General features: G+C 41.2%; 4 protein-coding genes. All 4 read left to right on the top strand.

The window, feature by feature from the left end; all coding sequences use genetic code 11:
- Window positions 1-349 precede the first annotated feature (349 nt).
- The 4 genes from PGY05_RS16315 (at window position 350) to PGY05_RS16300 (ending at window position 4,819) form a co-directional block, all read left to right on the top strand.
- The gene (locus PGY05_RS16315) at window positions 350-1,186 is read left to right on the top strand and encodes a PRD domain-containing protein (protein ID WP_270476338.1); all 837 of its coding nucleotides are present in this window, start codon (window positions 350-352) and stop codon (window positions 1,184-1,186) included.
- Between the two features lie 103 nt (window positions 1,187-1,289).
- Window positions 1,290-2,774 carry a carboxypeptidase M32 gene (locus tag PGY05_RS16310; RefSeq protein WP_270476336.1) on the top strand — a complete coding sequence of 495 codons (1,485 nt, stop codon included), beginning with the start codon at window positions 1,290-1,292 and terminating at the stop codon, window positions 2,772-2,774.
- Between the two features lie 25 nt (window positions 2,775-2,799).
- Window positions 2,800-4,044, top strand: coding sequence for an aminopeptidase P N-terminal domain-containing protein (locus PGY05_RS16305; protein ID WP_055158220.1), 1,245 nt, complete (start codon window positions 2,800-2,802; stop codon window positions 4,042-4,044).
- A 73-nt stretch (window positions 4,045-4,117) separates the two neighbouring features.
- Complete coding sequence (locus tag PGY05_RS16300; RefSeq protein ID WP_022220933.1) at window positions 4,118-4,819, top strand: hypothetical protein; 702 nt, start codon at window positions 4,118-4,120, stop codon at window positions 4,817-4,819.
- Window positions 4,820-5,062: the final 243 nt, after the last annotated feature.

The raw sequence follows: 5,062 nt of genomic DNA, 5'->3' as shown, positions 1-5,062 counted from the left end.
GCTGACCTCGAACTGACCGAAGAATTCTTAAGCATGGGATTAGACGAATTATCCGTATCTCCTGCAATGGTACTTCCGCTCAGAAAGAAGATCCGGGAAACCAAATAAAATCTATTCACAGATTTTGTGATAATCACATCAAAAACATCAAACAAACTTACGGGGCTAAGCACGATCCATCGTGCAACAGCCCCGTTCTGCTTTTATTTGTTTTTTGCGGAAGCTATTTCACACCCGTCAGAAAACAGCCAAATTTGCGTTCCCTTTTTCTCAACCTTTTTTTGACTTTCCCCTCATTCTCTGCTAGGATAAAATCAGAACTTAAAACTCGTCTTCGGGGGAATCAGATATGTACAGAGTAAGCAAAATTTTGAATAATAATGGCGTGATTGCAATCAATACAGAGGATAACCAGGAATACGTTCTTCTCGGTAAAGGAATTGGCTTTGGAAAGAAGGTCAGTCAGCGTTTTGAAGTGACAGAAGATACAGCAACTTACCGCCTGACCGAACAGACAGACAGAGGATCTGCCAAATCTCTGGTGCAGGAGATGGATCCGGAATTTCTGGAAATCGCAGATGAGGTGATCCGGGAAGCAGAAAAAGTTTTTGGGAAAGTAGACCGCCGGATCATGATCCCGCTGGCAGATCATATCTCCTTTGCTGTTTCGCGAATCCGGAATCAGGAGCAGATCAGCAATCCACTGACAGATGATATCAGAGTACTTTTTCATAATGAATTTCAAGCAGCATCCGTGCTCAGAGATATTTTGCAGAAGAGAATGCAGATCACGATCGATGAGCATGAAATCGGATACGTGGCACTTCACATTCATTCAGCAATCGAGGATGAAAAAGTGTCTGTGGCAATGCAGACGGCCCGTGCAGTGAGAGAATGTATTGAGATGATCGAAAAAGAAACAGGAAAAAAGATCGATGTGATCTCGCTTTCCTATAATCGTCTGATGAACCATATCAAATATATGGTAGCACGTGCTATGACGGGGGAGGATCTTCGTATCAATATGAATGAATATATAGAATCCAAATTTCCGGAAGCGTATATGACTGCAAAAAAAGTCTGCGATATGCTCGGAAAGAGTATTGGAAAAGAACTTGATGAGATGGAAATCGGGTATCTGGCAATGCATATCGAACGAATCTACCGTGAAGAAATAAAGGCATAACAGAGGAACCGGCTTTTGCCAAAAGATTGACACTACGGGGAAACAAATGGTATAATCGGACCAGAGTTTGAACATTAGTCTAAGGAGAAAGGTTGGTACGGTAATGGCTATAAAAGAACAGATGGAAAAGGTGAAGGATATTGTTGTGAAACTCCGTTATCTGGAGTGTATGGATAATATCATTTACTATGACAGATGGAATAACTGCCCGAAGGACGGATTTGATTATGAAGGGAAAGTCGGAGCATATCTGACAGAGCTTTCTAATGAGAAACTGACAAGCAAAGAGACAAAAGAACTGGTAGAGTCACTGGAAGGAGAGACAGCTTTTGATTCAGATACAGACAAAGGTATGGTACGTTATCTGATCGGAAAGTATAAAGAAGCAGTACAGATTCCGGCAAGCCTGCAGGGAGAATTGAATCAGGCAAATGCAGATGGACAGCTGGCATGGGGAAAATGCTATGAGGCAGATGATTTTGAAAGCTTTAAGCCGGTACTGAAAAAACAGTTTGATTTACAGGAGAAGATAGCAACAGCGATCAATCCGGATGAAAAACCATATCAGGTTCTGGTGAACCGGTTTGATAAGGATTATCGTCTGGAAGAGATTGATGCAATTTTGGCAAAAATCAAAGATGCTGTCTGCGAAATTTTAAATGCGGTAAGAGAAGAACAGAGTAAGATTGATGATTCCATTCTGGAATGTGAAGCAGATCATGAGACAGTACTTCGTATTGTGAAGAAAGCGCAGGAGATTCTGGGACTTGATAAAGATAAGAGTACTTTATTTGAGATCCATCATCCGGTATGTGTCTGCACCGGACCTCGTGATTCCAGACCATCCACAAACTGTGATGAGCTGATCCATGCGATTCTGGCAGTGGTTCATGAGACCGGACACGGACTCTATAATTATAATGCGAACGATGAGGTCGCAGAAAGCGGACTCTGGGGCGGAATTGAAGGTGCAATGCATGAATCCCAGTCCAGATTCTACGAGAATCATGTGGGAAGAACCAGAGAATTCTGGGAGAACCTGTACCCATATCTGCAGAAGGAAGTGCCAAAATACAAAGAGATTTCTCTGGATACATTCCTTGCGGCACTCAATAAAGTAAAACCGGGACTGATTCGTCTGAAAGCGGATGAGCTTACCAATACCCTGCATATCATCATCCGTTACGAAATTGAAAAAGAATATTTCGATGGAAAACTGACAGTGGATACAATTGAAGAAGCATGGAACAGAAAATATCAGGAATATCTGGGATTTACTCCAAAGAATCATCAGGAAGGAATCCTGCAGGATGTGCACTGGGCTTCAGGATGTGTAGGATATTTTCAGGGATATGCACTTGGAGATGCTTACGCAGCACAGTTTGCTCATAAGCTTCTTGCTGATTGCCCGGATGCATTTGAAAAGCTGGGAAAAGGAGATTCATCTGTAATTGGAAACTGGTTAAAAGAACATATTCACCAGTACGGACAGACCTATTCTGCGCGCGAGATGCTCAAAAAAGCAACAGGAGAAGAGCTGAATACCGGTTATTATATTGAATATCTGAAAGAAAAATATTTACACTAAGCGCAGAGGGCAGGAGGATTGACCAATGAATAAAGAATTTTACGCAGGAAATCGTAAGAGCCTGTATCAGAAACTTGAAGCGGGATCTCTGGTGGTTGTATTCAGCGGACATGCACCGATCAAGACCAATGATGAGAATTATCCGTTTTTTACAAATCGTAACTTTTTGTATCTGACAGGAATTGAGCAGGAAAATATTGTACTGATGACTTATGTCGGAGAGGGAACAATTGAAGAAACTCTGTATCTTCTTCCACCGGATGCATTTGCAGAACGCTGGACCGGAAGACGTATAAAAGAAGAGGAAGCAGAAGAACTTTCCGGAATTACGAATTACAAATATGTGGCAGCATTCCGGAATGATCTTTCCAGACAATTATTTTCTGGCAATGTTAAGAAAGTTTATCTTGATTTTGACAAGGTTTATGAAAATACGCCGGCAGTAGAAGCATACCGCCTTGGCAAGTATCTGAAAGAACATGCTCCGTTTGTTGGACTTGGCAACCTTCATCCGATCATGAAACAGCTTCGCCTGATCAAGAAACCATGTGAGATTGAGGCAATGAAGAAAGCGGAAACGATCACAAAGGCCGGAATCGAAGCAATGATGAAAACATCTAAACCGGGAATGTACGAATACCAGTATAAAGCAGAATTTGATTATGCACTGGCTCAGAGGGGAGTGCTTTCACCAGGATTTCCGTCTATCATTTCATCAGGAAAGAACAACTTTAAAATTCATTACTATGATTATCGCGGACAGGCACAGGATGGAGATATGATCCTGAATGACGTTGGTGCTGTATGGGATTATGAGATCAACGATGTATCCAGGGCATTTCCGTGCAATGGAAGATTTAATGACCGTCAGAAATTGCTTTATGAGTGCATTTACAATACTTCAGAATATATGTTCAGTACACTGAAACCGGGTGTACCGCTTCTGGATGTGGATAAGATCATCCGTAAATATACATTTGAACAGTTAAAAGAAGCAGGAGTATGCAAAAATTTTGAAGATATTGGGACTTACATGTGGCACGGTGGAGCACATCATGTTGGATTTGATGTACATGACGTGGTAGAAGGAAGCGGACTTGCTGTACCGGGTGTTGTATTCTGTGTAGATATCGGTGTTTACCATGAAGAATGGGGCATTGGATTCCGTCTGGAAGATAATTGCCTGATCACAGAAGACGGATGTGAAAATCTGTCAAGAGCAATTCCGAGACAGATCGATGAGATTGAAGCATTTATGGGACGCAGATAAATAGAAAACAGGGAAAGGGGGAGCTGTATAGAAAATTACGGTTCTCTTTTCCTGAAATATGGAGAGCCAGGATATGGAAAATAGAAAATCACGGAAAAGTACATTTCTTTATGTAATACTATTAACTTTATGTGTACCACTTGCATATGTATATCTTATTCTTGTTACAGGACTGCTGGATAAAATCCAGGAGGGGCATATCGGATTAACGTTGATGATTGTGTTTCTTCCACTGTTTTTTTATTGGGGACTTGTGGCAGTTGTGGGAATCATAAATATTGGACAGTCATTTAAGATATACAAAACGGGAAATCCGATTGAATGCGTGAACCGCATGCTGATCCATAAATATGGGCTGGTTGTTTTTTTCTGTGTGAATTTTCTGGTTCTGTTCATTTATTATTTTTTCATAAGTATGGCAGTGCTGGTAGGAAGCCGGGGAGCCGCGATAATCTTTGCTCCGGTATTGCTGCCGTGGCTGATTGTAGCAGTCGTTTTTTCGGTTGGTGCAACATGGCTTGCTATTTTACCGGGAAGCTTTTATGGGATCCAGGTGATCCGTATGACCTATAAAAGTGGGAAAATAGGGTTTGCCGAAGCAGTTGTACATACGGTATTCCAGTTTTTCTTTCTGTTTGATGTGTTGGATGCAATGTATCTTGCAACGGAAAAATGGGGAAGAGGGAAAAAGAGTTCTGTAATTATTGGGTGTGTGTATCTGTTTGCAGTTTTTGCAACCATATATCTGATAATTAAAATGAAATCAATGTTTTAAAATACAAGCAGTTGTATCAGAGTTTTGGTACGGCTGCTTTTTGTAAATGTGAAATGAAAAAGGAAATGGAAAGGCAAATGGAAGGGGATGTTCAGCCGTGCCATTCGCAAAAGCATGTTAAATTGATGTCAGAATATTCTGAATTGCGCAAAATATAAAAACAACATTGACAATTCTGGAAAGCCGTGGTAAGATAACATTCGTTCGCTGGTCGAGACAGAGACTAAGGAGTGGCATGCAGAG

The sequence above is a fragment of the Coprococcus sp. AF51-11b1 genome, assembly GCF_027682785.1.
Taxonomy (GTDB): domain Bacteria; phylum Bacillota; class Clostridia; order Lachnospirales; family Lachnospiraceae; genus Allocoprococcus; species Allocoprococcus comes.
The sequence above is the reverse complement of the archived record's forward strand: the minus strand, read 5'-3'. Positions and strand labels throughout refer to the sequence as shown.